Source organism: Aquipseudomonas ullengensis, assembly GCF_014174475.1.
In the GTDB taxonomy this organism is placed as follows: Bacteria; Pseudomonadota; Gammaproteobacteria; order Pseudomonadales; family Pseudomonadaceae; genus Aquipseudomonas; species Aquipseudomonas ullengensis.
Genome location: NZ_JACJUD010000002.1, coordinates 248,146 through 272,241, shown reverse-complemented (window position 1 = coordinate 272,241; position 24,096 = coordinate 248,146). Strand labels below are relative to the sequence as shown.

Sequence of the window (24,096 nt, the reverse complement as noted above, 5' to 3'; positions counted from 1 at the left end):
CCCATATGGCCAGCCCCGCCAACAAAGCCAAGACCGCCGCCAAGACCGTCAACCCGGACAGCGAGCGCATGTACCAGGACATCTACCGCGCCATCAGCGAGCAGCGCCTGCTGCCCGGCACCAAGCTCAGTGAAGAGCAACTGGCGGAAGCCTTTGGCGCCAGCCGTGGATCCACGCGCCTGGCCCTGCAGGCACTGGCCCGAGACAAGGTGGTGACCCTGGAACCCAACCGGGGCGCCTTCGTCGCCAAGCCGTCGCCACGCGAAGCCCGCGACGTGTTCGAGGCCCGCAAAATCATCGAAGTGGCCCTGGCCGCCGAAGTGGTGCAACGCATCGACGCCGCCGGCATCAGCCTTCTGCGCGAGCATGTGAAGAAGGAAACCCACGCCGAGGAGGGCGACGACCGCACCGCCGAGCTGCGCACCTCCCACGACTTCCATGTGCTGCTGGCCGAGTTGTACGGCAACCCGATCCTGCATGAGCTGCTGCGCGACCTGATGGCCCGCTCGGCGCTGGTCACGGCGATCTACGAGCGCCCGCACAGCGAGGTCTGCTCGCACTCCTGTCACGCCGACCTGGTTGACCTGCTCGAAGGCGACAAGACCCGGTTCGCCCAGGCCATGTTGCGCCATATCGAAGAGCTGGAAGCGCAGTTGCTGCTGATCGAACCCAAACCTGAACAGGTTGACCTGAAAGACCTGTTTGCCCCCACGCAATAGAAGAAAAAAACCTGAACCCAACCCGCACTGACCCTCATACACGTACAGGAGCTTCATCATGACTTCAGTCTTTACCGCTAGCTCGTTGCGCAAGACCCTTCTCGGCGTGAGCCTGGCCACCGCCGCTGGCGTGCTGTCGTTAAGTGCCCAGGCTATGGAAACGATGAAAATCGGCACCGTGGTGTGGGTCGGCCAGGCGCCCTTCTACATTGCTGACAAGCTCGACCTGTACAAGGCCCATGGGCTCAAGGTGGAACTGCAATTCTTCAACGACCCGACCATGGTGCCGCCGGCAATGATGAGTGGTGCGCTGGATGGCGGCACCCTGACCTATGACCAGGTGGTGGCGTCGGTGGCCAAGGGTATTCCGCAACGCGCAGTGTTGCCGATCGACTTCTCCAACGGTGGCGATGCCATAGTCGCGGAGAAATCCATCACCTCGGTGCAGGACTTCAAGGGCAAGAAGGTCGGTTTCAGCCCGCTGTCGACCACCGATTTCCTGCTCGCCTACGCCCTGAAAAGCCACGGTATGAGCAGCAAGGACATCATCTCGGTAAACCTCAGCCCCGAGGCCATCCCCAGCGCCATGGCCTCCGGCAGCCTGCCGATCGGCGTGACCTACGAGCCCAACGTGTCGCAGACCGTGAACATGCCGGGCGACAAGTACCATGTGGTGTATTCGTCCAAGGATGCGCCGGGGCTGATTACCGACGTGCTGGCCTTCGAAGAAGGCGTCATCGCCAAACGCCCCGAGGCGATCAAGGCGCTGCTCAAAGGCTACCTGGACGGCCTGGCCTATATGCAGAGCCATCCGGACGAGTCGGCGCAGATCATCGCCAAGGTGCTCGGCGTCACCCCGGCCGAAGCCAAGGAGCAACTGTCCGGCGTGTACAACATCCCGCTGCATGAGATGGGCAAGAACTTCGAGAAGTCCGACGCCACCACGTCGTTCTACGGCAGCGGCGCGGTGATTGCCGACCTGCTCAAGGCCAACGGGCAGATCCCGGTGATTCCAGACTTCGCCGACACCTTCGATGCGCAGTTCGTCGAGGCCCTGAGCCAGTAAGCCAACTGCGGGCCATGCCCTTGCGGCATGGCCCGTCAGCGCAGGCTATTCGCCTTCCTGAGCGGCCTTGAGGCTCTCGTAGGCTGGCGCGGCGTAGATCCCCACCGCCACTGCCAGCTCCACCACCCGCGCCAGGTCACTGGTGTAGACGAGCACGCACTGCAGCTCGTCATCCAGCGGCTCGCTGAGGTCCACCAGCACATAGCCGCCCTTCTCCTTGTACATACTGGAAAGCTGCACCTGGATGCGGTTCAGCGCCTTCAGCGGCTCGACCTTGGCCAGCTGCTTGGGCTTGATGTTGAAGGTCACGTCCGGGCCGAAGGATTCGATGATGCTCTGCAACAGTTCTTCGTAGCTGTCGGCCAGTAGCAGCACGGTTTCCGGCAGGCTGCCGACCACCACCCATTCGCCCAGAGGGATCGGGAAGCTGTCGTCGTAGTTGATGTCGGGGTTGGCGGCGAGGAACGCCTGCGGGTCGGCGTAGGCCTGATCGGCCTCGTCGGCGATGCGGGCGATCTCCTCGTCGGTCATGCAGCCGGAGCTGATCAGGGTAATGAGTTCGAGGAGCTGGGCTTTCATCGGGCAGACCTGACGCGCAGTTGGAAAGGCGCACAGGATACGCCGCTACCCGCCGTGGTGCACCGCCAGCTCGGTGAACTGCACCTCGCCAACCTCATCGGCACTGCCGTCATCGTCCTGCACATAGGCGCCGGCCTTGAAGTAGAAGGCCACATCGCGCCAAGCCGGGTCGGCGGCATAGAAGTCATGGCTGAAGCGCTCGCCGTTGGCCTCGACGCTGAGCACGCCGTCGCGCACCTCGATGCTGTAGGAGAACAGGTCGTTGTTCACCGGCACCGAGAAGGTGTGGCTGAGGTCTTCGTTGTCGCCCTTGGGATGCTGCTTGATCAGCGCCCGCAGCTTGCCCTTCTGCCACTGCAGCTTGACCAGCGGACGCGCGTCGAAACCGTGGATCTGCCCGACGATGATCTTTTCCGTACTCGGCGCCTGCATCACTCGGCAACTGGCCTTGAGCTGGTGGAAGCCGCTGCCCGACCAGTTGCGGTTGTCGTCCGCCGGGTCGAGCACTTCACGCAGCTCCGAGCGCGGGTAATCGGAATTCTTGGTAGTGCCGGCACCGGCCGGGGCGATGAACACCATGGCGCCGCTTTCGCTCAGGTGGAAGTAGCGCGAGGCATAGCCCGCTTCGAGTTTCTCGGCGCGCACTTCGCTGGCCTGGTCATCCGGCAAGGTCAGTTTCCAGTGCGAAAGGTCGTAGTTGCTGCCCGGCGCGGCGTAGTCGCGCTGGGGTTCCTGATCCTTGCCACAGCCGCCGAGCACCAGCAGGCCGAGGCTCAGGCAAATGAAGGGTCTACGCATGCTGTTCTCCCTGATCCACTGCGCTTCAGCGCAACGGCGGGCAACCACCCGCCTGGCAACTCCAGCGTTCTTAGAACCTGTCTACGAACTTCTGAATTAGAGCCAGACAAGGAAAGAACGGCCGAGGACGCGCAGTTTACGAGCTGTAAATGAGCAGTCCGAGGCCGTTTTTAACGCCGTATGGCCGACAGTCAGGAGATCGCAGATAGGTTCTTATGCAACGCAAGACTGCACAGGGCAAGTGAAAGTACCGAGACAGAGGGGTTCAGGGACAAACGGTCGCCCCCCCTGTAGGAGCGGTGGGCAGACTGGGCTGCATGACTATAGGGCGGGTGCAACCCGCGTCGCCGGCAACGCGGGCTGCACCCGCCCTACGGGCTGTTAGCGCAACTTTTCCATCATCTGGTAGTACCACATGCCGGCGGCCAGCATCGGGTTGCCGAAGATGTCGCCCATCGGCACCTTGATGTGCTTGCACGCGGCGAAGGTGTCGTAGTGGCCGAGGGTGCCGGTCAGGGCGTTGGCCATGATCTCGCCCATGATGTGGGTGGTGGCGATGCCGTGGCCGGAGTAGCCCTGGCAGTACCAGACGTTGTCCGACAGCTTGCCCAGTTGCGGGATGCGGTTGACCACGATGCCCATGGCGCAGCTCCACTGGAAGTCGATCTGCACGCCCTTGAGCTGCGGGAAGGTGCGCTCGATGCACGGCAGCAGTTCACCGGCGATATCCCGCGAGTCGCGCCCGGAGTAGTTGGCGCCGCCACCGAACAGCAGGCGGCCGTCGGCGGTCATGCGGTAGTAGTCGAGGACAAAACGGCAGTCGTACACGGCCAGGTCCTGCGGGTTGAGCTGCTTGGCCAGCTCGCCCAACGGCTTGGTGGTGACGATGCCGCCCATGGCCGGGAAGATCTTGCCCTTGAGCTTTTTCGGCTCGAGCTTGTGGTAGACGTCGCCAGCCAGCAGCACCTGCTTGGCGTCGATGCGGCCGTGGGCGGTGATCACCGCAGGATTGGCGCCGTGGACGATTTCCAGCACTTCGGAGTGTTCGAAGATCAGCGCGCCCAGGCTTTCTGCGGCCTTGGCCTCGCCGATGCACAGGTTGAGCGGGTGCAGGTGCATGTTGCGGGTGTTCTTCACCGCGCCCAGGTACAGCTCGCTGCCCAGGTGCTGGCGCATGTCGTCTCGGTCGAGCAGGCTGACCTGGTCGCCCATGCCGCGGCGCTGGGCCTCCTCGTAGGCGCTTTTCAGCTCGTCCATGTGGCTGGGCTTCATCGCCGCATGCAGGTGGCCGTGCTTGAGGTCGCACTGGATGCCGTACTTCTCCACGCGGTTCTTGATGATGTCGTGGCCGCGCCAGCGCAGGTGCCAGATGAAGTCGTCGACTTCCTCGCCGATGCTGTTGCGCATCTGTTTGCGCATCGCCTCATCGCCCGACAGGCTGCCGGTGACCTGGCCGCCGTTGCGCCCGGTGGCACCCCAGCCGATCTTGTTGCTTTCGACGATGGCCACCTTGAGACCGCGCTCGGCCAGCTCCACCGCACTGGCGACGCCGGTGAAGCCGCCACCGATGATGACCACGTCGACGCTGACCTGGCCCTGCAGGGTCGGGTAATTGGTCTCTTCATTGAGCGTGGCGCTGTAGTAGGACTTGCAGCGTTCGGCGGCAGCAGTCGCGGGCTGGAGGGCGGCGTTCATCGTGTTTTCCTTGTTTGCATGAGGTGGACGACCGTGGGTCTGCTCCACCGTGAAAGCTGCGGTACAGCTTTACACCGGGTAAATGGCTTCACTAACGGGTCAGGCAGCGGCCAGGACAGCTACTGGGTTCAGCATCCAGCGAAGGGGCGATCCGGTGGGCGTGCGTGGCGGCAATGCCAGAGCGCCCAGAAGGCGAGGATTTCAGGAAGCAGCGGGTTGGCCCGATCGGCGCCGAGGCGGGCCTGGGTCTTGGGCAGACGCAGGCTGAACAGCTGGCGGAAATAACGCATCGGGGCACTCATGGAAGAGGAGACTCGCACGCCGGCTAGCGTTGGTTAAATCGGATTTTTTACATGTTCAGTTATGCACTCGCTAAACAATCCAGGCGCATCCGCGCGGCCTGCTGTTGCCGCGTCAGCCGCAAACAGCGCGGGCGCCGAACTGCCCCGCGCCAGCATGGGTTAGCCTTCGAACCAGTACGGCTGGATTGCCCGGCCCACAAGGAGAGCGCCATGTTCAAGTTCATCAAGACCACCGTCGCCGGGGGGCTGCTGTTTATCCTGCCGCTGGTGCTGATCGCGGTGCTGGTCCAGAAAGCCGTGCACCTGCTGCGCGGCCCGATCCAGAAGCTGCTGCCGATGTTCGGCGACCATGCGGTGGCGGGCGTGACGCTGTTCAGCCTGGTCGCCTTCGTCGCGCTGATCCTGCTGTGCTTTTTCGCCGGGCTGCTGGCCAAGACCGCCCCGGCGCAAACCCTGCGCCACTCGCTGGAAGACAAGGTGCTGAGCAACCTGCCGGGCTATCAGCTGCTGAAAGACGCCACCACACGCCTGACCGGTATGGAGAGCCTCGAGGGCGTCAAAGTCGGCCTGATCGCCGAGGGTGACGGCTGGCGCATTTGCCTGGTGTTCGAAGCCCAGGGCGACTGGCTGACCATCTATATCCCCGATGGCGGCCCGGCCGGCAGTACCGCAGGCGAAGTGCGACTGATGCCCGCCAGCGCAGTACGCGTGACCGACATGCCCTGGCTACCGCTGCTCGGCAGCCTGCGTCGCGGCGGCCGTGGCGCCCTGGAAATGGCCATGCCCTGGCTGGAGAAGGCTTGAGTAGAGGTGGCGCTGAATAACCATGAGAGCGCGCATGAACACATCCACACGCCTGGCCATCTTCACCCTGGACGGCCTGCCAGGGCGAAGCCAGCGTAGTCTGGGGCGATGAAGCCGAGACGATGAAGTGCAAAGCGCGGGCAGCAAAACCCTGAGGCCCGACGCGCACCGAGCAGGCAATAAAAAACCGCCCATACGGGCGGTTTCCTTATGTGGGGTGAGCGAATTCGCGATCAGTCCTTGTCCAGCTCTTCCTGTTTGGCCAGGAAGTCCTCCTGCAGCAAGGCATCGGTGAGGATGACATCGTCGGACGCTTCGAGGCGGCCGGTGGAGACCACGCGGGATTCGAGCCGCCCGGTCAGGTGTTCCAGCGCGTGGCGCATTTTCTCGGCGGCGCCGTCTACGGCGACACCCATGTCGTGGGCTTTGTGGGTAACCGAGATGGCCTGGTGGCCTTTGGGACGCGCCTCGATCTGGCAGCGTTTGTCGTCGGGGCCGGATTTATGGCCGTTTTCATCACTGATATGTACTACCACCCGGCTCAGCCGCTCCTCGAAATGATCCAGCTTGTCCATCACGGCCGAGCTAACCCACTCCTGAAGCCGAGCACTGCCTTCAATCTGATTCGCGTGCACTTGAACTTGCATAAGGCTTCCTCATTTTGCTTGGGGTGTTCGTTCGAGGCGTTGCCGCCATCGAGGTTCAGCACCCCATCTATTACTCCTATCGAAGGCGCCGAGCAAATCCCGAGTGCTTGCCGAATATGTCCTGGCGATGGCAAACCCGCATGCCTAGTCGGCTTCACGTGTATCACGCAGATTGGCCAGCACCCGCTCGGCGTTGACCTGGCACGACATGCCTTCCGGCTTGCCTTCGATGCCGGCGATGATGCTCAGCAAGTGCGCCTTGTTCTGCGCCAGGCGCTGCTGCATGACCTCAATCTCGCCAACCTTGCGCTGCAGGCTGACCAGCAACTCGTCGTGGGGCCAGCCCTGCTGCTCGCTGCTGGGTAGCAGGCGGCGGATTTCTTCCAGGCTGAACCCCGACTGCTGGGCGCCGGTGATGATGTTGAGGATCTGCACCGTCTGCTCCGGGTACTCGCGATAGCCATTGGCCTGACGCTGCGCGGCGATCAGCCCGCTGGCTTCGTAGAAGCGGATGCGCGATGGCGCCAGGCCCGAACGATTGGCCAGCTCACCTATTTTCATTTTTCTCACTCACGGCTATTGACCTTAAAGTTGACTTTAACCTTAGGCTTGCTCCATCTGCTACCCCCGGAGTACGTCATGACTGCCTTCCAACCGCTGCAACTGCCCAACGGCACCACCGTCGCCAACCGCATCGCCAAGGCGGCGATGGAAGAGAACCTGGCCGACGCCAGCCAGGGCCCGTCCGCCGAGCTGCTGCGCCTGTACCAGGCCTGGGCCGAAGGCGGCGCCGGGCTGCTGCTGACCGGCAACGTGATGGTCGACCGCCGCGCCATGACCGGCCCCGGCGGCGTGGTGCTGGAAGACGATCGCCAGCTGGACAAGTTCCGCGAGTGGGCGCGCATCGGCCGTGCCCAGGGCGCGCAGTTCTGGATGCAGATCAACCATCCCGGCCGGCAGATGCAAGCCAACCTCGGCCAGCAGACCGTCGCCCCGTCGGCCGTGGCCCTGGAGCTGGGCGGCCTGTCGAAGATGTTCCCCGTACCCAAGGCGCTCAGCGACGAGGAAATCGGCGGCCTGATCCAGCGCTTCACGCGCACCGCGCAACTGGCCGAACAGGCCGGCTTCACTGGCGTGCAGATCCATGCGGCGCACGGCTATCTGCTCAGCCAGTTCCTCTCGCCGCTGAGCAACAAGCGCACCGACAGCTGGGGCGGCTCACTGGAGAACCGTGCGCGCCTGCTGCTGGAAGTGGTCAAGGCCGTGCGCGCTGCGGTGGCGCCGGGCTTCTGCGTGGCGGTCAAACTCAACTCGGCGGACTTCCAGCGCGGCGGCTTCGATGGTGCCGACGCCAAGCGCGTGGTGCAGATGCTCAACGAGCTTTCGGTCGACCTGGTCGAGCTGTCCGGCGGTAGCTACGAGGCGCCGGCCATGCAGGGCGACGCGCGCGACGGCCGGACCCTGGCGCGCGAGGCCTACTTCCTCGAATTCGCCGGCGAGATCGCCGCAGCGGCGAAGATGCCGGTGATGGTCACCGGCGGTATCCGCCGTCTACCGGTGGTCGAGCAGGTACTGGAAAGTGGCGTGGCCATGGCCGGCATCGCCACCGCCCTGGCCATCGAACCCAACCTGCCGCGCCGCTGGCAGGCGGGTGAGCGGCAGGTCAGCGCCGAGCTGGCGCCAATCCGCTGGAAGCAGAAAGCCCTGGCCTCGCTGGCCTACATGGCCACGGTGAAGTTCCAGATGCGCCGCCTCAGCCGTGGCGACCAGCCCAAGCCAAACGTCTCGCCGCTGCGCGCGCTGCTATCGGAGCAACTGAAGATCGCCCGCCGCACCCGCCTGTACAAGCGCCTGATGGCCGCAGGCTGAGAACCTGCTCAAAGTCTCGCGAGCTAGAGCCCGATTTCAACGCAGCATGGCCGACGCGCAGCAGACTTTGAGCAGGTTCTAGTCCCCCGGCATTACCAGGAGCCGGTGTTGCCCATGGACAGCCACGGCTCCTGGGGCGCCAGCGGTTCGCCGGCCTGCAGCAGCTCGATGGAGATATTGTCTGGCGAGCGCACGAAGGCCATGTGGCCGTCACGCGGCGGGCGGTTGATGGTCACGCCGTGCTCCTGCAGCCGCTGGCACAGCGCGTAGATGTCATCCACCGCATAAGCCAAGTGGCCGAAGTTGCGCGCGCCGCCGTAGTCCTCGCTGTCCCAGTTGTAGGTCAGCTCGACCTGGGCATCCTCGTCGCCCGGCGCGGCCAGGTAGACCAGGGTGAAACGCCCCTGCGGGTATTCGCGCTGCTTGACCACGTTCAGCCCCAGGGCATCGCGGTAGAAACGCAGCGAGGCGTCCAGGTCGCTGACGCGCACCATGGTGTGCAGGTACTTCATCGATTATTCCTCTTGGCTAGTCCCGGGCCTGCAGCTTGTTGATCAGCGTTTTGGCCAGGGCATGGTCGGAAAACGGATTCTGCCCGGTGATCAGCTCGCGATCGACCACTACGTTGGGTTTCCAGGCTTCGGCGTACTGCAGCTCGCCACCGGCCGCGCTCATCGCCTGGCCCGGGTAGTAGCGAATCTTGTCGCCCTTGAGCGAGGACTCGAACTGCACTTCCTCCGGCTCGGAGAAGATGGTCATGCGATAGCCCTGGTAGGTCCAGTCGCGCGCCGCCGGCCGCTCACCGCGCGCCAGCGCCGCCTCGTAGCCCTGTGGATCGGCCTGCGCCGAGAGCAGCGCAATCGGCCCGTGGCAGATGGCGGCGGTCGGCTTGCCAGCCTGGTGGAAATGCTGGAGCAGTGCGCCGACCTGCGGGTTGTTGGCCAGGTCGATCAGCGGCGCATGGCCACCAGGGATCAACAGGCCGCCATATTGATCGAGATCGCCAGCCAGCACCTCCTGCAGCGACAGGCTGTCGTCGATCCCGGCAATGCCAGCCACCACCTTCTGGATGCGCTGCATCTCGGCCGCATCGCCGCCGAAGTACATCGGGTCGAGCGAGGTCTTGTCCATGCTCGGCGCATTGCCCCTGGGCGTTACCAGCACCAGCTCATAGCCGGCCTTGAGCAGCTGGTCAGCCGGCACGCCGAACTCGTTGAGGTAGTAGCCGGTGGGGTATTGCTTGCCGTCCTTGAGTGCCAGCTGGTTCTCGCTGGACAACAGCACCAGCACTCGGCCTTGGCTTTCGCCGGCCAAGGCGGCGCCACTGGCGAGGGTGCCGAGCAGGGCCAGGGTGATCAGGTTGGGCGTCTTCATGGCAATGCCTCCGCGAGCAGATTCAGTGGCAACAGGATTGCTGCCTGGGTGGTGGGCATCTTAGAAGCACCGCTATGATTCGATAATTCGAAAGACTCTATTTCTGGTATCCAAATAGTGAATATCACCAACAAGGACCTCAACCTGCTGCTGGTCTTCCATGTGGTCTACCAGGAACGCAACGCCTCCCTGGCCGCCACGCGCATGGCCCTCAGCCAGCCGGCGCTGAGCCACAAGCTGAACAAGCTGCGCCACGAGTTCGGCGACCCGCTGTTCGTCCGCGCCCCGCGCGGCCTTACCCCGACGCCGCGCGCCCACGAGCTGGCGCCACTAGTGCAGCGCCTGGTGGAGGACATGCAGGCCTTCTACGACCTCTGCGAAGGCCGCGACTTCCTCGCCCGCGCCGAGCGCATCCACCTCTACACCACCGACTACATCGAGCAGACCCTGTTGCCGCGCCTGCTGCCGCACATTCGCGCCCAGGCCCCGGAGCTGGTGCTGATCACCCACAACACCCGTGGCCTGCTGCCCCGCGAGGAACTGGAAAAAGGAACCTGCGACCTGGCCATCGCCGGTTTCTTCGCCAACCTGCCGGACACCTTCCATCAACAGCGCCTGCTCAGCGAAGACTTCGTGGTGCTGGCCGCCCACGACAACCCGCTACTGGCCGACGGCCTCAATCTGGACGCTTTCCTCGCCTGCGAACACCTGCTGACCACCCTCACCGGAGACCTCAACGGCCTGGTCGATCGTGCCCTGGAAGCGCGCGGGCTCACGCGGCGGATCGCCGCCGGGCTGGCCAGCTTCATCGCCCCGACCCGCCTGGTACGCGGCTCGAGCATGTTGCTGACCTGCCTGCGCTCGGTGGCCGAGGAGGCCGTGGCGCGCGACGCCGAACTGCGCCTGCATGCCCTGCCGCTGGAGCTGCCGCGGGTCGAGGTGATGCAGATCTGGCATGAGCGCACCGACGCCGATCGCCTGCGCCGCTGGCTGCGTCAGCAGATCCAGCAGGTGGCAACGGAGCATGCGTCGGCGTAGAGGTACATACGCCGCCCCAGAGCACCCCGCACAATCCCCTGCCGGTTGCCTGCAAGCGCTGACGATGGCAACGTGGACACTCGTCCCACTGCCGACAAGGAAGCCCCATGAACCGTCTACTGCCCGCCGCCGCCCTGCTCGCCAGCGCCCTGCTGGCCGCCTGTGCCAGCGAACCGCAAGCGCCGGAAACCCAGGGTGATGGCACCTGCAACGCCGAAGCCGTACAGAACCTGACCGGCAAGCGGATCACCAGCGAACTGGCCGAAGAAGCACGCGCCAAGGCCGGGGCCAATTTCCTGCGCGTCACCACGCCCAACCAGCCGGTGACCCTGGACTACAACTCGCAGCGGCTGAACATCGACATCGACGATGGCGACAGCATCATTCGCCTGAGCTGCGGCTGACCACTTCGGCGCCGGCTTCAACCAGCCAGCGCCGGCTCGACCCGCATCTCCATCTGCTGCACCAACCCACCGGCCACTAACCCACCAAGCAACTGCATATGCGGCAGTTGCAGGTGACTGTGCAGCGCCTGCTCCGAGCACCACTGCCCACGCAGCTGCCAGCACTGCGGTTGCTGCGCGTCATGCAGCAGCTCACAACCCAGGCAGGTAGCATCCAGCCGCGCACGCAGCAGCAACTCGCCCAGCCGCAGCCCCAGCTCTTCACTGTGGCCAGCGCTCGCCTGGAAGCTGGCCAGGCTGACAATGGCATCGTTCATGGTGATCGCTCCCGGTAGGTTGAAACAGGCCGTGCAGCGGCGGCGCGGCAGGACAGAGCATGCCCGCCAGTGGTTGTTCAGGGGTAATCAGATCCTGCGGATGACTTGCCTGATCCTGTGAAACTCACCAGCGCCATACCGAGCAAAGCCAATAGACAGGCGAAATGCTCTGACACATTTGCGCAAGCCACTGACCCAAACCTGTCATTCACTTGCCCAATCCTGCTCGCTTTACTGCCGCCACAGGATTTGCCGGCGCACCCGGCGTAAGCTCCAGGCCATACCTTGCAGGAGAGTGCCGGCCATGCACCCGAACAGCCCCAGTGATGTCGACAACCCGCAGCGCCGCCAGGACCTGGCCGAGCTGATCGCCCGCCTGACCCCGCAGGAAGGCCTGACCCTGTCGGCCATCGGCCCACTGGCCCTGTTTCGCAGCACCCAGCCGTCGGCCATCACCCACACGCTGTACCAGCCGGCGCTGTGCATCATTGCCCAGGGGCAGAAAGTGGTGCGATTAGAGGACGAGACGTACACCTACGACCCGCTCACCTACCTGGTGGCCAGCGTCGCACTGCCGGTCACCGGCCAGGTCACCGAAGCCTCGCCGCAGCAGCCGTACCTGAGCCTGCGCCTGGATATCGACCCCGGTGAGATCGGCAAGCTGATCGCCGAAGCCGGCCCCATCGGTGTGCCCAGCCTGAGCAGCGGTCGCGGTATCCATGTCGACTGCCTGGACGGCGCCATGCTCGACGCCATCCTGCGCCTGGTGCGCCTGCTCGATACCCCGCGTGACATCGCCATGCTCGCCCCGCTGATCCAGCGCGAAATCCTCTATCGCCTGCTGTGCAGCCCGCAAGGCCAACTGCTGCGCGATATCGCCACCGCCGACAGCCAGGCGCACCGGGTCAACCGCGCCATCGAATGGCTGAACCAGCACTACGACGCGCCGCTGCGCATCGAGGAACTGGCCAGGGTGGCCAACCTCAGTGCCTCCACCCTGCACCACCGCTTCAAGGCCGTCACCGCGATGAGCCCGCTGCAGTACCAGAAACAGCTACGCCTGCAGGAAGCACGGCGCCTGATGCTCTGCGAAAACCTCGACGTCTCGGCCGCCGGCTACCGCGTCGGCTATGAAAGCCCCTCACAGTTCAGCCGCGAATACAGCCGCCTGTTCGGCGCGCCACCGGTGCGCGATCTGGCGCGCTTGCGCAACGCCGGGTAGAGCAGTGAAAAGCCCTGCACAGGCGCGAGGAACAGGCTAGGGTTGGCTCATTCATGGATGCCCCTGCGACAAGGATGCCGTATGTTCCGCGCCCTGCTACTCAGCCTGTTCCTGCTCCCTTCGCTGTCAATGGCAGACAGCGCCCCGCCACCCGAAGAGCTGGATTTCAGCAACGCCTGGTTCAAGCCGACGCTGGAGGAAAACCACAGTCCGCATTGTGCGGGTCTGCTGCGCAGTGCAGAGCTTGGGTTCTTTAGTCACCAGTCGCTCAGAGATGAGCTGATACCGGATGGCTTGCAGGAACAGACCGGATATAACTCCTCTTTGCTCCTGACCGATGGCAGCTCAGTCTACTTCAACACCTACGCCCACCCAGGTTGCGGCGGTGGCTGCGCGCCGGAGCAAATCGTCGCCAGCCACGTTGCACATAAAAATGCTTACTGGGCAGCTGACATTGATCTGAACAAAGCAGCGCCACGCAGCTCCTCTCCCAGATTATTCCTTGATGCCAATCGACAAGCCTTCGTCCTCAGCAGTGGCAGCGGCTGGTGGCAACCGCTCGAAAAGCTGTACTTGCACCAGCTCAAGGCTGACCTGAGCTGGGAAGAGGTCTGCCGCGTAAGTATTGCTCCTCAGCAACAACACATGGGTGATACACCGCTGCAAGTCGCGCGCGCCTCGATCGGGCAACTCAGTGCCACGCTGGGTTCTATCTCCGCCAGCGAAGGTGATTGTGGCTCCCTGCGTCCAGGTGAGCGACGGAAAGACATGAGAGCCAGCGCGCTCTCAGAAATACTGTTTCGACCTTGGGGCCAATACAGCCGAGCGCAATCGTCCGAGGCGCTGGAAACCCAGTTCCGCACCAATAGCGAGAACCTTGGTCGATGGGCACTGACCGGCACATCCGAATTCCAGTCAGTGCGCGATTACCAAGCCCAGTTCGAGAAGACCACCCAAGTAATGACCCACTTCTACCAATCCCACTTCGGCTGGCAACCGCAACAGGCCCGCCAGGTCGCTCGCAGCGCATTGCTATCGGCAGTCAATAGCGGCTTGGCTTTCCCCAGCAGCGGCTATAGCCCCTTTGCCAAGGAAGAATCTGCCCTGCGCCAGGCCATCCTTGAGCGCCAGCCTCTTGAGCGCGTTCGCCAGTTGGGCGGCACCCTCAGCGACTTGAGCATTGCCATCCAGCATCCTCAAGCCCTGCAGTACCTGCTCAAACAGGGCGCAGACCCGAACCAGACCAATCCTTTCGGCAAGACTGCCCTGATGTACGCCGCCCAGTACAACCAGTTGGAGTCCGCGCGCATTCTGCTGGCCAAGGGCGCCGAACCCAATGTCACCACCATCTGGCCAGAAGACACCTGCACCTACCGGCTCGATACCCGCAACATGACGGCGCTGCACTATGCAGCTCGGTACGCCTCGCCAGAGCTGATCGAGCTACTGGTGGAGTACGGCGCGGCCACCTTTATCCAGACTGTCACCCACGAATTTCCGGACGCGCGCACCGGCACACCACTGGACTGGCTCAAGCGCCACACCGCTGCCGACGCCAAAGAACCGAACCCGAATATTCCCCCGCAACGTGTTGCCGACCTGGAAGACACCCTGCGCGTACCCGATGAGCCGCAACTGCAACGACAAGCCAGAAAACTGACCCTGCAGGCCGAACAGGACTACGCCCAAGGCCACGCCGCACCGGCCTACCGGGCTCTTTTGCTGGCACGGGAAGCGACGCCGAATGATCCGCGCATCCTCAGCAACCTCTCGCTGATAGCCCTGAAAATCGGCGAACAGGGGCTCGCACTGGAGGCCGGACAACAACTGCTCGACAGCAGCCAGGACACCAAACTGCTGGCCAATGCTTGGTACAACCAAGGCCTGGTCTGCGAACAATCCAGTGGTTGGCATTCCTACAATGGCGTGTGGTACTGCCGCCGTGGTGGCAACTACCCCTATTTCCAGGCCGTACGCCTGGAGAGCACGGCACCACGCCAGGCCAAGCTGCTCGACATGCTGCGTGCGCCAAAGCAGCAGCACTGCCAGACAACCTACGGTGAAGATGAAATACATATCGTCGTCGAGGATATCTTGGGCCGAGAAGAGATGCTCTACGCCCTCTATCCGGCGACCATCACCCTCGACGCCGGAGATATCAGCTGGCAACTCAAGGACAGGCGGATCAAGCCCGTGGAAAGCGCAACCCTGGAGCTAGGCGAATGGAAAGTCGGCCTCCTGGAAAGCAGCGAATCCCTGAATGGCAAGTCGTTGCAGGTCGCCGAAGCAACCTGCACGCTGGAGCGTGACTAAGCGCCTGCTGACGATCTCGCCAGCAGGCGCTCGGTGGAAAATGCTGCGCAGCTTTCCACCCTACACAAGCCTGCAAGCCCTGTAGGGTGGATAACGCTTTGCTTATCCGCCTGTTGCTTCACCATCGGCGCCCCCTGAAAAGATCGCAAAGAGACTCCCGGCGAAATCACCAATCCAGCGTCAACCCGCTCTCGAAACTGCGCACTTCACCGCTCAACGGATCACTGAAGTTCAGGCTGTGGGCCAGCAGTTTGAGCGGGCGACTGAAGTCATCCACGCCCTTCTCATCGTTGAGTTCGGGGTAGAAGGTGTCGTTGCAGATTGGCGCGCCGAGGGCTGCCATGTGTACGCGCAGCTGGTGCTGCTTGCCGGTGACCGGGTAGAGCCGGTAGCGCCACAGTTCGTCGTTGCGCTCCAGCACTTCGAACAGGGTTTCGCTGTTCGGCACGCCGGGGACTTCTTCCATGCGGAAGAACGGCTGGCCCTTTTCCAGGCGGGTGCGCCGCTCCAGCGGGAATTGCAGGTGTGGCAAGGCCGGGGCAATGGCGTGGTAGCGCTTGTCGATCTGCCGCTCGCGAAACAGCGCCTGGTAGGCCCCGCGCGTCTGCGGGTTGGCGGAAAACAGCACCAGCCCGGCGGTGTGCCGGTCGATGCGGTGCAAGGGCGTCAGGTTTGGATTGCCGAGGCGCTGGCACAGGCGGGTCAGCAGGGTCTGCTCGGCGTAGTCGCCGGCGGGCATCACCGGCAGGAAATGCGGCTTGTCGGCCACCACCAGGTGCTCGTCGGCATGCAGCACCGACTCCACGAAGGGGATCACCCGCTCACCCGGCACCTCGCGGAAATACTGCACGCGCAAGGCTTCGCGGTAGGGCTCGTCGGGGCCAATCGGGCAGTTGCTGCTGTCCAGCACCCGGCCGCGGGCCATGCGCTCCAGCCAGGTCTCGCGGCTGATCGCCGGAAAGCGCGCACACAGGCAGTCGAGCACGGTGAGCCAGTCGCCCTGCGGTAGGTGCAGGTAGCTCGGGCGAACACTGAAGGAAGGGGCGGACATGGGCATCGGGCCTGGACACTGAGCGGGCATTATCCCCGCCGCGCCCGTGCAGCTCCAGCCACGCTAGCCGATGAATTGCGCGATATTCGGGTCGAACAGTTGCACCCGGTCGCGTCCCGCCGCCTTGGCCGCGTACAGCGCCTTGTCTGCGGCCTGGATCAGCGCTTCGGGGCCATCTTCGGGGTTCGGCACGCAGACCTGCACGCCAGCGCTGAGGCTCAGGCGCATCCACGGGCAACCGGCATGCACGATGGCCTGTGCCTCGATCGCCAGGCGCACCTGTTCGGCCACCTGCAGGGCACCCTCGCTGCTGGTTTCCGGCAGGAGCAGGCAGAACTCCTCGCCACCGTAGCGGGCGGCCAGGTCCGCCGGGCGCTTCTGCCCGCTGCGAATGGCCAGGGCCACGCTGCGCAGGCAGTCGTCGCCCGCCGAATGGCCGTAGATATCGTTGTACTGCTTGAAGTAGTCGACATCGAACAGGATCAGCGCCAGTGGCCGCTGGTAACGCGCAGCGCGGGCGAATTCGTCTTCGAGGGTGCGCATGAAGCGCCGGCGGTTGGCCAGGCCCGTCAGCTCGTCCTCCAGCGCCTGTTTCTCCAGGCGCTGGTTGAAGGAGCGCAAGGCATCGCGAGTGGCCAGCAGCTCGGTTTCCGCCAGCAGGCCCTGCTTGATCAGGCGGATCAGGTAGAAACCGAACAGGCCGAGCAGCCCCGCCAGCAGGGACACTACCGTCAGTTGCACCACGGTATCGCGACGCCAGTCGGCGAGGATGTCGTCGCGGGCCAGGGCGGCGATGGACACCAGCGGGAACTCCTGGATCTGCCGGTAGCTGTACAGGCGCTCCACCTTATCCACGATGGACGTGAGCATCTGCGTGCCGGTTGGGCTCTCCGGCAGCAGGTCACGGAAGATCACCCCGTCGGCAATGCTGGCGCCGATCAGTTTCTCGTTGAAGGGGCTGTGCACCACCAGCTCGCCGCTGTTCATCACCAGGTTGATCGAGCCATGGGCGCGCACGTCGAAGGTGGCGTAGAACTTCTGGAAGTAATCGATCGATACGCCCGCCAGGGCCACGCCAAGGAAGTTGCCCTGGGCATCCTCGAAACGCCGCGACACCGGGATGATCCAGGCGCCCGTGGTACGGCTGCGCACCGGCAGGCCGATATGCACGCTGTGATCGTTGGGATGGTCGCGGTGATAGATGAAGTATTCGCGGTCGGCGTTGTTGGCGCCCACTGGCGGGGTGCCAAAGGAGCTGGCCAGCCAGTTGCCATTGCGATCGTAGGCGAACAGGCCATGCAGCTCCGGCAGGGCATGCACATGCTGCTTCATCAGCAGCTGCAGGCGGGACAAGGCAGCAGGGCCAGTACCGCCATATTCCAGGCGCTCGACCATGCTGATCAGTACGGTATCGGCCTTCTTCAGGGTGTCGGTAGCCTGGCGCGCCAGGGCCGAGGCCAGGTTGGAGGTCTCGACCTCGGCGTCACGCAACTGAATGGCGCGGTTGGTCCAGATCAGCCAGCCATCGGTAGCCACCAGCGACAGGCAGACCAGCACCACAAAGATCCTCGCCAGCGGCAAAACCGAGGGTTTGAGTAACCAGCGTTGCCAGTTCGATACTGCGTTCTCACTCATGGGCGGCTACTGCCTACGCCTGTTCCTGATACGTGAATATAGAGAAGCACATGCCGGGTCAATAAAACCCGCGTGCCTGCTGCAACAATACCCCCAGCACCGCACAAGCCAGCAGCACCTCCATTACCCCGCGCCGAAAGCGCAGCAAGGCCACCGCTGCGGCCAGGGCAAGCAATGCCGCCGGCCAGTCGAATGCCTGCGCCAGCCCCTGCGGCCACAGCACATGGTAAGCGAAGAACAGCGCCAGATTGACGATAACCCCCACGACCGCCGCAGTGATGCCGGTCAGTGGCGCGGTAAAGCGCAGCTCGTTGTGGGTCGACTCCACCAACGGACCGCCCGCCAGAATGAACAAAAAGGATGGCAGGAAGGTAAACCAGGTCACCAGGCAGGCCGCCACGGCGCCACTGAGCAGGCTGGAGTCGGCGCCAAATTGCGGCTGCGCATAAGCCCCGAGGAAGGCGACGAAGGCCACCACCATGATCAGCGGCCCCGGCGTGCTCTCGCCCAGGGCCAGGCCATCGATCATCTGCGTCGGGCTCAGCCAGCCGTAGTGCCCGACCGCACCCTGGTAAACATAGGGCAGCACCGCATAGGCACCGCCGAAAGTCAGCAGCGCCGCCTTGGTGAAGAACCAGCCCATCTGCGTCAGCGTGCCGTGCCAGCCCTGCAGGGCCCACAGCAGGCCCATCGGCAGCGACCACAGCAGTGCACCGAGTACCAGCAACAGCAGCAGGCGCGACAGGCGAAAGCGCGCATGCGGCGGGGTTGGCGTGTCATCGTCGATCAGCGCCGGGCCGTAGGAGCGCGCAGCCGCCGCATGGCCACCGCCGAGGCTGAACTGCGCCGGCAACAGCCGCCCGCCCAGCCAGCCGAGCGCGGCCGCGCCCAGCACAATCAACGGAAACGGCACTTCGAGGGCGAAGATGGCGACAAAGGCCGCCGCGGCAATACCCCACAGCCAGCGGTTGTGCAGCGTGCGCGAGCCGATACGGTGGGCGGCCTGCACGACAATGGCCGTCACCGCCGGCTTGATGCCGTAGAAGATCCCGGCCACCAGCGGCTGATCGCCAAACGCGACATAGACCCAGGACAGGCCGATCAGGATCGCCAGCGAAGGCAACACGAACAGCACCCCGGCAATCACCCCGCCCCAGCTGCGGTGCAGCAGCCAGCCGATGTACGTGGCCAGTTGCTGGGCCTCAGGCCCGGGCAGCAGCATGCAGTAGTTCAGCGCATGCAGAAAACGCCGCTCGGAAATCCACCGGCGCCGCTCCACCAGCTCCTGGTGCATGATCGAAATCTGCCCCGCCGGCCCGCCAAAGCTGACGAAGCCCAGCTTGAGCCAGAACAGCAGGGCGCTGAGCAGACTCACCGTCGGCACTTCGTACGCCTGCTCGGTGGGTGTTTGCAATTGGCTCATCCGCACTCCTTGATTGATCTCAGGCCAGCGCCGCCGGCCGGCTGATTGGCGTGTTCAGCCGGGACGCCGCTGGCCAGGATGCATACACTAGCGGCCTGCGACTCTCTACTCACTGCCCTTTGCCACGAGGTAATACATGACTGACGCTGCAACCTCCACCGCGATCATCATCGGTGCCGGCCATGCCGGCGGCGAACTGGCCATTGCCCTGCGCAACGAGGGCTGGACCGGCCGTATCCTGCTGATCGGCGAGGAGGCGCACCTGCCTTACCATCGCCCGCCGCTGTCCAAGGCCTACCTGGCTGGCGCGAGCGCCGCGAGCAGCCTGTCGATCCGTCCGCAGGCGGCGTACGACAAAGCCGCCGTGGAGTTTGTCGGCAGCGCCAAGGTCGTGCACATCAACCGCGCGAACAAGTCCCTGCAACTGGCCGATGGCCGCAGCCTGAACTACGACAAGCTGGCCATCGCCACCGGCGGCCGCCCGCGCCCGCTAAGCGTGCCGCAAGCGGCAGCGGCCGAGCGCTGCGCCAACTTCCACTACCTGCGCACCCTCGATGATGTCGAATGCATCCGCGGCCAATTCGCCGCTGGCAAACGCCTGGTCATCGTCGGTGGTGGCTATATCGGCCTGGAAGTCGCCGCATCGGCCGTCCAGCAGGGCCTGCAGGTTACCGTGCTGGAGGCCCTGCCACGGGTGCTGCAACGGGTCACCGCCGCTGAGCTTTCCGCCTACTACGAGCGCAAGCACCGCGAAGCCGGGGTGGAAATCCGCACCGGCGTGCAAGTGGCCGACCTGGAACTGAACGGCGATGCCGTCAGCGCCCTGCTCTGCGCCGATGGCAGCCGCGTGGAAGCCGAACTGGTGGTGGTCGGCATCGGCCTGCTGGCCAATACCGAACTGGCCGCCGAAGCCGGGCTGGACGTGGACAATGGCATCCTGGTCGACCAGCACGCCCAGACCAGCGACCCGGACATCTACGCCGCCGGCGACTGCACCAACCACCCCAACGCCCTGCTCGGCCGCCGCCTGCGCCTGGAGTCGGTGCCCAACGCCCTCGAACAGTCACGCGTCGCCGCCGCCGGCATGGCCGGCAAGATCAAGGCCTACGCCTCGGTGCCGTGGTTCTGGTCCGACCAGTTCGAGCTGAAACTGAAGATGGTCGGCCTGTCCGAAGGCTACGAGCAGCTGGTTCTACGCGGCTCGCCAGACAGCGACAGCTTCTCGGCCTTCTACCTCAAGGATGGCCGCGTACTGGCCGCCGACACCGTAAACCGCCCGCAGGACTTCCTCGCCGCCAAACGCCTGGTAGCCGAACAGATAGCAGTAACCGCCGCCCAACTGGCCGACGACAGCGCCCCGCTGAAAGAACTGCTGCCCAGCCCCGCGGGCTGACGTCCAAGCGCTAACATGCACCGGCCACGGGACCGGTGCATGGGCCGTCGCCAGCTGTCATGCCGCACCTGCGCACAAGCCTAAGTCACTGACTTTACTGTCATACACAGGGCCGTGGACGTCATCACCGACAACCGATTACCCTGCAGTACCGTATCCTTCCGGGTACACACTCTTTTGCCGCAAGAGGCCCCGCGCATGCCCCTGACCCACCTCGAACGCCTCGAAGCGGAGAGCATCGATATCTTCCGCGAAGCGGTTTCCGAAGCGGAAAACCCGGTGATGCTCTACTCCATCGGCAAGGACAGTGCCGTCATGCTGCACCTGGCACGCAAGGCCTTCTTCCCTTCGCGCCCCCCCTTCCCGCTGCTGCATGTGGACACCACCTGGAAGTTTCGCGAGATGTACGAGATGCGCGAACGCATGGTGCAGGAGTCCGGCATGGAGCTGCTGATCCACCACAACCAGGAAGCCCTGGAAAAGGGCATCAACCCTTTCACCCATGGCTCTGCGCTGCACACCGACATGTGGAAAACCCAGGGCCTGAAACAGGCACTGGACAAGTACGGCTTCGACCTGGCCTTTGGCGGTGCGCGCCGCGATGAAGAAAAATCACGGGCCAAGGAGCGCGTATTCTCCTTTCGCAGCACCCAGCACCGCTGGGACCCGAAGAACCAGCGCCCGGAGCTCTGGCGTCTGTACAACGCCCGCAAGCTGCAGGGAGAAAGCATCCGCGCCTTCCCGCTGTCCAACTGGACCGAGCTGGACATCTGGCAATACATCTATCTGGAAAAAATCCCGATCGTGCCGCTGTACCTCGCCGAACGCCGTCCAGTGGTACAGCGCGACGGTGTACTGATCGTGGTCGACGATGAGCGCATGCCGCTGCACGAAGGTGAAGTACCGGAGCTGAAAAGCGTGCGCTTCCGCACCCTGGGCTGTTACCCGCTGACCGGCGCAGTCGAGTCCGAGGCCAACACCCTGCCGGCGATCATTCAGGAAATGCTGCTGGCCAAGACCACCGAGCGCCAGGGCCGGGTCATCGACCACGACAGCAGTGGCTCCATGGAGAAGAAGAAAGTCGAGGGGTACTTCTGATGAACGCACAAAACCGGCTCATCGAAGAAGACATCGAGCAATATCTCAAGACCCACCAGCACAAATCCCTGTTGCGCTTCATCACCTGCGGCAGCGTGGATGATGGCAAGAGCACGCTGATCGGGCGCCTGCTCTACGAAGCCAAGGCGTTGCTGGAAGACCAGATGACGGCGCTGGAAGCCGACTCGAAGAAACTCGGCACCCAGGGTGGCGAGCTGGACTTCGCCCTGCTGGTCGATGGCCTGAGTGCGGAGCGCGAGCAGGGCATCACCATCGATGTCGCGTACCGCTTCTTCGCCACCGAAAAGCGCAAGTTCATCGTTGCCGACACCCCTGGCCATGAGCAGTACACCCGCAACATGGTCACCGGCGCCTCTACCGCAGATGTTGCCGTGATCCTGGTGGACGCACGCCGGGGCCTGCTGACACAAACCCGCCGCCACAGCTACCTGGTATCGCTGATCGGCATTCGCCACGTGGTGCTGGCGATCAACAAGCTGGACATGGTCGATTACTCGCAGGAAGTCTTCGAACAGATCGACGCCGACTACCGCGCCTTCGCCAGCAAGCTGGGCCTCGAACATATCCAGAGCATTCCGCTGTCCGCCCTGCGCGGCGACAACATGACCAGCGCCAGCAGCAACACCCCCTGGTACCACGGGCCGAGCCTGATGGAGTACCTGGAAACGGTGCAGATCGACGCAACCCTGGAGCACGCAGCCCTGCGCATGCCCGTGCAGTGGGTGAACCGGCCAAACCTCGACTTCCGTGGTTTTTCCGGGCGCATCCTGAGCGGTAGCGTACGGCCGGGCGATGCGATCCGCGTACTGCCGTCCGGAAAGGTCAGCACAGTGGCGCGCATCGTCACCCTTGATGGTGATCTGCCTCAGGCCGTAACCGGGCAATCAGTAACCCTGACCCTCAGTGACGAGATCGACATCAGCCGCGGCGACGTAATCGCAGCTGCGGACTCGCCGCCAGAAGTAGCCGACCAGTTCGAAGCGACGCTGGTCTGGATGAGCGAAGACGCGATGCTGCCGGGCCGCCCTTATCTGTTCAAACTGGGTGCCAGCACCATCGGCGGCGCCATCGGCCAGCTCAAGTTCCAGCTCGACGTCAACAGCCTCGACCAGTTGCCAGGCAAAACCCTGGAACTCAACGAGATCGGCGTATGCACCCTGAACCTGGATCGTGCGACTGCCTTCGACGCCTATGCGACAAACCGCGACATGGGCAGCTTCATCGTGATCGACCGCTTCACCCACCAGACAGTCGGCGCCGGCATGCTGCACTTTGCCCTGCGTCGGTCGCAGAACGTGCACTGGCAAGCCGTGGAAGTGGACAAGGCGGCGCGCACCCGGCTCAACAACCACAAGCCTTGCGTGCTCTGGCTGACCGGCCTGTCCGGTGCCGGCAAGTCGACCATCGCCAACCTGCTGGAACGGCGCCTGTATGCGATGGGCGTGCATTCCTATCTGCTAGACGGCGACAACGTGCGCCACGGCCTGAACAAGGACCTCGGCTTCACCCCGGTCGATCGGGTGGAGAACATCCGCCGGATTGGCGAGGTCTCGCGCCTCATGGTGGACGCCGGCCTAGTGGTGATCAGCGCCTTCATCTCGCCCTATCGCGCCGAGCGGGAGCTGGCCCGCAGCCTGGTGGAGGATGGTGAATTCATCGAGGTGTTCGTCGACACGTCCCTGGCCGAAGTGGAAAAACGCGACCCCAAGGGCCTGTACAAAAAGGCACGACGTGGCGAGCTGAAGAACTTCACCGGCATCGACTCGCCTTACGAAGCGCCGGAAACGCCGGAAATCCACATCGACACCAGCCGTTACAGTGCCGAAGCGGCGGCCGATCACATCGTCGATCTGCTGCGTCAGCGCGGCGTGCTGCAATAACAGGGCAGGCAGCAACACCCTCGGCGCTCTCCTTCAGTCAGGCGAGCGCCGCACTTTTCACAAGACAGGTATGACCCACTCGCCCTGCGAATTGCGTACCCAAGGCGGGAACTGTCCTTACGCTGAGTAAACTCGCGAAAATACAGTGGCAAGCGATTGTCTTTCTATTTGCCATAACCAGACGCCCTGGCAAACATGTAGTGCATTCCTGGTCGCCAATACAAAAGAGTTGCACGAGCGATAAAGGGAATATTCAGACAAGGGCTTACAACAGCTATAAGCCCTCTTAGTTACTTGGTAGCCGGCAGCCGTTACGCCCTTAGCTCCAGGCGGACCAAGCAGACCGGGCAGCCCCGACAGAGAGGGCAGGCAGCCAAGACTCGCGCTACGCATGGGCACCAAAAGGGCAATTAACTGTCCACGCACTCAACTTTCCACTGAACCAAAT

The 24,096-nt window shown here is 63.8% G+C and carries 23 protein-coding genes; 11 read left to right on the top strand and 12 right to left on the bottom strand.

Annotation, left to right across the window (positions count from 1 at the left end; translation table 11 throughout):
- The first annotated feature begins 5 nt into the window (after positions 1-5).
- Both H3H51_RS06700 and H3H51_RS06695 read left to right on the top strand, forming a co-directional pair.
- Positions 6-719, top strand: a complete 714-nt coding sequence (locus H3H51_RS06700) for a GntR family transcriptional regulator (RefSeq protein ID WP_183088275.1) — start codon at positions 6-8, stop codon at positions 717-719.
- A gap of 58 nt (positions 720-777) precedes the next feature.
- Positions 778-1,785 (top strand): ABC transporter substrate-binding protein, encoded by a 1,008-nt coding sequence (locus H3H51_RS06695; protein WP_183088274.1) that lies wholly within the window; start codon positions 778-780, stop codon positions 1,783-1,785.
- A 45-nt stretch (positions 1,786-1,830) separates the two neighbouring features.
- Here the strand turns inward: H3H51_RS06695 and H3H51_RS06690 are convergent, their stop codons facing one another.
- From H3H51_RS06690 to H3H51_RS06675, 4 genes are all read right to left on the bottom strand, one after another.
- Positions 1,831-2,364, bottom strand: a complete 534-nt coding sequence (locus tag H3H51_RS06690) for a hypothetical protein (protein ID WP_183088273.1) — start codon at positions 2,362-2,364, stop codon at positions 1,831-1,833.
- Positions 2,365-2,409: 45 nt separating this feature from the next.
- Positions 2,410-3,162 (bottom strand): polysaccharide lyase family 7 protein, encoded by a 753-nt coding sequence (locus H3H51_RS06685; protein ID WP_183088272.1) that lies wholly within the window; start codon positions 3,160-3,162, stop codon positions 2,410-2,412.
- A 381-nt stretch (positions 3,163-3,543) separates the two neighbouring features.
- Complete coding sequence (locus H3H51_RS06680) at positions 3,544-4,857, bottom strand: NAD(P)/FAD-dependent oxidoreductase (RefSeq protein ID WP_183088271.1); 1,314 nt, start codon at positions 4,855-4,857, stop codon at positions 3,544-3,546.
- 128 nt (positions 4,858-4,985) lie between these two features.
- Positions 4,986-5,159, bottom strand: coding sequence for a hypothetical protein (locus tag H3H51_RS06675; protein ID WP_183088790.1), 174 nt, complete (start codon positions 5,157-5,159; stop codon positions 4,986-4,988).
- 210 nt (positions 5,160-5,369) lie between these two features.
- Here H3H51_RS06675 and H3H51_RS06670 point away from each other — a divergent pair, with 210 nt between their 5' ends.
- Positions 5,370-5,963: a DUF502 domain-containing protein gene (locus H3H51_RS06670; RefSeq protein WP_183088270.1), complete on the top strand. Its 594-nt coding sequence runs from the start codon at positions 5,370-5,372 to the stop codon at positions 5,961-5,963.
- A 233-nt stretch (positions 5,964-6,196) separates the two neighbouring features.
- Here H3H51_RS06670 and H3H51_RS06665 read toward each other — a convergent pair whose 3' ends face one another.
- The gene (locus tag H3H51_RS06665) at positions 6,197-6,610 is read right to left on the bottom strand and encodes an HPF/RaiA family ribosome-associated protein (protein WP_183088269.1); all 414 of its coding nucleotides are present in this window, start codon (positions 6,608-6,610) and stop codon (positions 6,197-6,199) included.
- 144 nt (positions 6,611-6,754) lie between these two features.
- The gene (locus H3H51_RS06660; protein WP_183088268.1) at positions 6,755-7,171 is read right to left on the bottom strand and encodes a MerR family transcriptional regulator; all 417 of its coding nucleotides are present in this window, start codon (positions 7,169-7,171) and stop codon (positions 6,755-6,757) included.
- A 78-nt stretch (positions 7,172-7,249) separates the two neighbouring features.
- On the opposite strand from H3H51_RS06660, the gene H3H51_RS06655 reads away from it, so the two are divergent.
- The gene (locus H3H51_RS06655) at positions 7,250-8,479 is read left to right on the top strand and encodes an NADH:flavin oxidoreductase/NADH oxidase family protein (protein ID WP_183088267.1); all 1,230 of its coding nucleotides are present in this window, start codon (positions 7,250-7,252) and stop codon (positions 8,477-8,479) included.
- Between the two features lie 92 nt (positions 8,480-8,571).
- Here H3H51_RS06655 and H3H51_RS06650 read toward each other — a convergent pair whose 3' ends face one another.
- Both H3H51_RS06650 and H3H51_RS06645 read right to left on the bottom strand, forming a co-directional pair.
- Positions 8,572-8,991, bottom strand: coding sequence for a VOC family protein (locus H3H51_RS06650; protein ID WP_183088266.1), 420 nt, complete (start codon positions 8,989-8,991; stop codon positions 8,572-8,574).
- Positions 8,992-9,007: 16 nt separating this feature from the next.
- Complete coding sequence (locus tag H3H51_RS06645) at positions 9,008-9,853, bottom strand: type 1 glutamine amidotransferase domain-containing protein (RefSeq protein WP_183088265.1); 846 nt, start codon at positions 9,851-9,853, stop codon at positions 9,008-9,010.
- 117 nt (positions 9,854-9,970) lie between these two features.
- On the opposite strand from H3H51_RS06645, the gene H3H51_RS06640 reads away from it, so the two are divergent.
- Together H3H51_RS06640 and trbK are read left to right on the top strand one after the other, a co-directional pair.
- The gene (locus H3H51_RS06640; protein WP_183088264.1) at positions 9,971-10,891 is read left to right on the top strand and encodes a LysR family transcriptional regulator; all 921 of its coding nucleotides are present in this window, start codon (positions 9,971-9,973) and stop codon (positions 10,889-10,891) included.
- A gap of 107 nt (positions 10,892-10,998) precedes the next feature.
- The gene (gene trbK / locus H3H51_RS06635; RefSeq protein ID WP_183088263.1) at positions 10,999-11,295 is read left to right on the top strand and encodes an entry exclusion lipoprotein TrbK; all 297 of its coding nucleotides are present in this window, start codon (positions 10,999-11,001) and stop codon (positions 11,293-11,295) included.
- A 17-nt stretch (positions 11,296-11,312) separates the two neighbouring features.
- Here the strand turns inward: trbK and H3H51_RS06630 are convergent, their stop codons facing one another.
- Entirely contained in the window at positions 11,313-11,612 is a 300-nt protein-coding gene (locus H3H51_RS06630) for a putative quinol monooxygenase (protein ID WP_183088262.1), read from the bottom strand.
- Positions 11,613-11,916: 304 nt separating this feature from the next.
- Here H3H51_RS06630 and H3H51_RS06625 point away from each other — a divergent pair, with 304 nt between their 5' ends.
- Together H3H51_RS06625 and H3H51_RS06620 are read left to right on the top strand one after the other, a co-directional pair.
- On the top strand, positions 11,917-12,834 hold the full coding sequence (locus tag H3H51_RS06625) for an AraC family transcriptional regulator (RefSeq protein WP_183088261.1): 918 nt from the start codon (positions 11,917-11,919) through the stop codon (positions 12,832-12,834).
- An 81-nt stretch (positions 12,835-12,915) separates the two neighbouring features.
- Positions 12,916-15,147, top strand: coding sequence for an ankyrin repeat domain-containing protein (locus H3H51_RS06620; RefSeq protein WP_183088260.1), 2,232 nt, complete (start codon positions 12,916-12,918; stop codon positions 15,145-15,147).
- A 166-nt stretch (positions 15,148-15,313) separates the two neighbouring features.
- Here the strand turns inward: H3H51_RS06620 and H3H51_RS06615 are convergent, their stop codons facing one another.
- The 3 genes from H3H51_RS06615 to chrA form a co-directional block, all read right to left on the bottom strand.
- Positions 15,314-16,198: an RluA family pseudouridine synthase gene (locus H3H51_RS06615; protein WP_183088259.1), complete on the bottom strand. Its 885-nt coding sequence runs from the start codon at positions 16,196-16,198 to the stop codon at positions 15,314-15,316.
- 63 nt (positions 16,199-16,261) lie between these two features.
- Positions 16,262-17,833, bottom strand: coding sequence for a sensor domain-containing diguanylate cyclase (locus H3H51_RS06610; protein ID WP_183088258.1), 1,572 nt, complete (start codon positions 17,831-17,833; stop codon positions 16,262-16,264).
- A 58-nt stretch (positions 17,834-17,891) separates the two neighbouring features.
- Positions 17,892-19,256 carry a chromate efflux transporter gene (gene chrA / locus H3H51_RS06605; RefSeq protein ID WP_183088257.1) on the bottom strand — a complete coding sequence of 455 codons (1,365 nt, stop codon included), beginning with the start codon at positions 19,254-19,256 and terminating at the stop codon, positions 17,892-17,894.
- A 136-nt stretch (positions 19,257-19,392) separates the two neighbouring features.
- Between chrA and H3H51_RS06600 the strand changes: the two genes are divergently transcribed.
- The 3 genes from H3H51_RS06600 to cysN all read left to right on the top strand — a co-directional run bounded on the left by H3H51_RS06600 (position 19,393) and on the right by cysN (position 23,648).
- The gene (locus H3H51_RS06600; protein ID WP_183088256.1) at positions 19,393-20,649 is read left to right on the top strand and encodes an NAD(P)/FAD-dependent oxidoreductase; all 1,257 of its coding nucleotides are present in this window, start codon (positions 19,393-19,395) and stop codon (positions 20,647-20,649) included.
- A gap of 198 nt (positions 20,650-20,847) precedes the next feature.
- Positions 20,848-21,747 carry a sulfate adenylyltransferase subunit CysD gene (gene cysD / locus H3H51_RS06595; RefSeq protein WP_183088255.1) on the top strand — a complete coding sequence of 300 codons (900 nt, stop codon included), beginning with the start codon at positions 20,848-20,850 and terminating at the stop codon, positions 21,745-21,747.
- Entirely contained in the window at positions 21,747-23,648 is a 1,902-nt protein-coding gene (gene cysN, locus H3H51_RS06590) for a sulfate adenylyltransferase subunit CysN (protein ID WP_183088254.1), read from the top strand. Before cysD ends, cysN begins: the two co-directional genes overlap by 1 nt.
- The last annotated feature ends 448 nt before the right edge of the window (positions 23,649-24,096 follow it).

Excerpts from the sequence above, each read along its gene's own strand:
- H3H51_RS06620 (WP_183088260.1), top strand. The coding sequence starts at position 12,916 with ATGTTCCGCGCCCTGCTACTCAGCCTGTTCCTGCTCCCTTCGCTGTCA.
- H3H51_RS06700 (WP_183088275.1), top strand. The coding sequence starts at position 6 with ATGGCCAGCCCCGCCAACAAAGCCAAGACCGCCGCCAAGACCGTCAAC.
- chrA (WP_183088257.1), bottom strand. The coding sequence starts at position 19,256 with ATGAGCCAATTGCAAACACCCACCGAGCAGGCGTACGAAGTGCCGACG.
- trbK (WP_183088263.1), top strand. The coding sequence starts at position 10,999 with ATGAACCGTCTACTGCCCGCCGCCGCCCTGCTCGCCAGCGCCCTGCTG.
- H3H51_RS06650 (WP_183088266.1), bottom strand. The coding sequence starts at position 8,991 with ATGAAGTACCTGCACACCATGGTGCGCGTCAGCGACCTGGACGCCTCG.
- H3H51_RS06615 (WP_183088259.1), bottom strand. The coding sequence starts at position 16,198 with ATGTCCGCCCCTTCCTTCAGTGTTCGCCCGAGCTACCTGCACCTACCG.
- H3H51_RS06680 (WP_183088271.1), bottom strand. The coding sequence starts at position 4,857 with ATGAACGCCGCCCTCCAGCCCGCGACTGCTGCCGCCGAACGCTGCAAG.
- H3H51_RS06675 (WP_183088790.1), bottom strand. The coding sequence starts at position 5,159 with ATGAGTGCCCCGATGCGTTATTTCCGCCAGCTGTTCAGCCTGCGTCTG.
- H3H51_RS06610 (WP_183088258.1), bottom strand. The coding sequence starts at position 17,833 with ATGAGTGAGAACGCAGTATCGAACTGGCAACGCTGGTTACTCAAACCC.
- H3H51_RS06630 (WP_183088262.1), bottom strand. The coding sequence starts at position 11,612 with ATGAACGATGCCATTGTCAGCCTGGCCAGCTTCCAGGCGAGCGCTGGC.
- H3H51_RS06670 (WP_183088270.1), top strand. The coding sequence starts at position 5,370 with ATGTTCAAGTTCATCAAGACCACCGTCGCCGGGGGGCTGCTGTTTATC.
- cysN (WP_183088254.1), top strand. The coding sequence starts at position 21,747 with ATGAACGCACAAAACCGGCTCATCGAAGAAGACATCGAGCAATATCTC.
- H3H51_RS06645 (WP_183088265.1), bottom strand. The coding sequence starts at position 9,853 with ATGAAGACGCCCAACCTGATCACCCTGGCCCTGCTCGGCACCCTCGCC.
- H3H51_RS06695 (WP_183088274.1), top strand. The coding sequence starts at position 778 with ATGACTTCAGTCTTTACCGCTAGCTCGTTGCGCAAGACCCTTCTCGGC.
- H3H51_RS06665 (WP_183088269.1), bottom strand. The coding sequence starts at position 6,610 with ATGCAAGTTCAAGTGCACGCGAATCAGATTGAAGGCAGTGCTCGGCTT.
- cysD (WP_183088255.1), top strand. The coding sequence starts at position 20,848 with ATGCCCCTGACCCACCTCGAACGCCTCGAAGCGGAGAGCATCGATATC.
- H3H51_RS06655 (WP_183088267.1), top strand. The coding sequence starts at position 7,250 with ATGACTGCCTTCCAACCGCTGCAACTGCCCAACGGCACCACCGTCGCC.
- H3H51_RS06600 (WP_183088256.1), top strand. The coding sequence starts at position 19,393 with ATGACTGACGCTGCAACCTCCACCGCGATCATCATCGGTGCCGGCCAT.
- H3H51_RS06660 (WP_183088268.1), bottom strand. The coding sequence starts at position 7,171 with ATGAAAATAGGTGAGCTGGCCAATCGTTCGGGCCTGGCGCCATCGCGC.
- H3H51_RS06625 (WP_183088261.1), top strand. The coding sequence starts at position 11,917 with ATGCACCCGAACAGCCCCAGTGATGTCGACAACCCGCAGCGCCGCCAG.
- H3H51_RS06685 (WP_183088272.1), bottom strand. The coding sequence starts at position 3,162 with ATGCGTAGACCCTTCATTTGCCTGAGCCTCGGCCTGCTGGTGCTCGGC.
- H3H51_RS06690 (WP_183088273.1), bottom strand. The coding sequence starts at position 2,364 with ATGAAAGCCCAGCTCCTCGAACTCATTACCCTGATCAGCTCCGGCTGC.